The organism is Rubritalea sp., from assembly GCF_039830215.1.
GTDB lineage: Bacteria > Verrucomicrobiota > Verrucomicrobiia > Verrucomicrobiales > Akkermansiaceae > Rubritalea.
The window spans coordinates 1-2,543 of the sequence record NZ_JBDOPO010000135.1 but is presented as its reverse complement, the minus strand read 5'-3'; the positions used below and the strand labels follow the sequence as shown (position 1 = coordinate 2,543).

The 2,543-nt window shown below is 48.0% G+C and carries 1 protein-coding gene; it reads left to right on the top strand.

The genetic code is table 11. From position 1 onward, the window contains the following. Nucleotides 1-391 precede the first annotated feature (391 nt). On the top strand, nucleotides 392-1,798 hold the full coding sequence (gene leuC / locus ABGY95_RS04490) for a 3-isopropylmalate dehydratase large subunit (RefSeq protein WP_347440502.1): 1,407 nt from the start codon (nucleotides 392-394) through the stop codon (nucleotides 1,796-1,798). Nucleotides 1,799-2,543 lie beyond the last annotated feature (745 nt).

Here is a 2,543-nt window from a genome sequence, read left to right as displayed (position 1 = left end):
GGAAGGTTTTCGGTGACATTGGCAGCTACAATTTTTTTATGTGTTCATGGTTTGATGATGAAATATTGTGCCGAGGTGTGTTAGTTGAGTGCGTTTTGAATTCTTGAACCTGAGGTTTCCAATTTGTCTTATTGGCACCATCTATAAGATTTTTTGATGCAAAGAGAGCCTATGCAAGCCGACAACTGCGGTGGTCAGGAGGAAGAGAATGACTGAACTATTTTAAGAAAATTTCGAGGATGCGTGTTACACGGGGTCGGAGATGAAGCAATAGGCTAAAAATGTAGCGTACTGACAGTTGGGGGCGAAAGGGGGCAACTTACGCGATCGGTTTTGACTTTCTGCTGAAACTTGTACATCTTCACCGTCCGCCGCAATGACGGACACAGTTATGGGAAAGACACTCTATAAAAAGACATGGGACGCACACAGCGTTGGAATCTTAGAAGATGGACGCACGCAGTTGTTCATCGGCTCGCACTTGATTCACGAAGTTACCTCACCACAGGCCTTCGGTATGATCCGTGATCTGGGACTAGGTGTTAAATTTCCTAACCGCACATTTGCCACCGTTGACCACATTGTGCCAACGACGAACCAAGTTCAGCCATTTGAAGACAACCTCGCTGAGGGAATGATCAATGAGCTTAAGAAAAACGTCGAACAATACGGAATCAAATATTTCTCACTCAACACTGGCATGCAGGGTATCGTCCACATGGTCGGACCTGAGCAGGGTATCACCCAGCCGGGAACCACTATTGTTTGTGGTGACTCGCACACGGCGACTCATGGAGCATTCGGCGCGATCGCCTTTGGTATTGGAACCACTCAGGTGCGTGACGTGTTAGCAACTCAGACACTTGCGATGGCAGCACTCAAGGTGCGCCGCGTGAACGTGAATGGTAAGCTCAAGCCTGGTGTTTATGCCAAGGACGTATCACTTCACATCATCCGTCACCTCGGAGCTAAAGGCGGAATCGGCTTTGCTTACGAATATGGTGGTGACGTGTTCGACAACATGAGTATGGAAGAGCGGATGACTGTTTGCAACATGGCCATCGAAGGTGGTGCGCGTTGTGGTTATGTGAACCCAGATCAAACAACTTTCGATTACCTCAAAGGTCGTCCATACGCTCCATCTGAAGCGGATTGGGACGAAACTGTGGAGCAGTGGAAATTATTCGCATCCGACGCAGATGCCGACTACGACGACGTGGTAGATTTCTCTGCAGAAGACATTGAGCCAACAGTAACTTGGGGTATTTCCCCAGATCACGGAGTCGGTGTTTCCGAGCTTATCCCAGATCCAGCAAAGGCTGAGACTCATGAAGAAAAGACGAGTATCGACGAAGCTCTCGAGTACATGAAGCTCCCGGCAGGCACTCCAGTGAGCGAGATCCCGATCGATGTAGCATTCATTGGTTCCTGCACCAATGGTCGCCTCTCCGACTTCCGCGCTGCAGCTGATATACTTAAAGGCCATAAGGTTGCTGATGGCGTGAAAGCTATCGCAGTGCCTGGATCTCAGATCACGGCGCACCAATGTGAGCAAGAAGGTATCGCGGACATCTTCCGCGAAGCTGGTTTCGAGTGGCGTCTCGCTGGTTGTTCCATGTGCCTCGCTATGAACCCAGACAAATTGGTTGGTGATCAAATCTGTGCGAGTTCATCTAACCGTAACTACAAAGGCCGTCAGGGGTCGCCAACAGGTCGTACCATACTAATGAGCCCAGCAATGGTTATCGCTGCAGCTGTCGCGGGTAAGGTCAGCGATGTGCGAAAATTGAGTCTGTAGAAGATAGCGCATTAGGAAGTTGGCTATTTATTTATGCTTCTTAAGCATAAATTCTTTATGAAGTGTATAGCTGCGAAAATGGTTGGCTAATATGGGGGCTAAGAGTCGTCTTGCTCCTGTGGATTGATAGTGGTTTCAGATTTGCGTTCGCAGGGATTTGAAGGCGTGACCTTGCTATCTTCCACGGTGCACAGGTAAGCGCCCCATGAGGCATCGGGACATAGGTGATATCGGTGCACTCAATTGGTCAGGTCTACTCACTGTTAGATTTCTTAGCAAGTAAGGCTACTTGTAGTGGTTTTTGTCTGGAATACCAGTTAGAGGCTTACAATGAATAGCTTCTCCACCCATCATGCGCCTCAGTCTTTGCAGCCTTTTGCAGTTAAAAATAATGGAATGGTCTCGCAGAAGAGCTACGAAAAATCGGCGGCTGACGAGGCAGGGATCGATCAGATAAAGCTCATGGAGTAAACGGATGGTACCGAGATATTCCACGCTCATAGTTAGACTCTCATAGCTAGAAGAAGATCTACTAAAACTGAGGAAATTGAACAGCTTTGTGACATTTAATATAGGGAGCTTTTAGTTTACCAACTCTATGCTAACCTTCAAAGTCTGGCTGAGCAGTTTTGACTTTTGAGTTAAGGGCACCTCCGGCAACTCCCGTTGTCGGTGTGTGAGTTATTGATTCTTTAAATTTGCGAGCATAGCTCGTTTTGTCGATAGCCCCCCTTCGGGCTGGAAA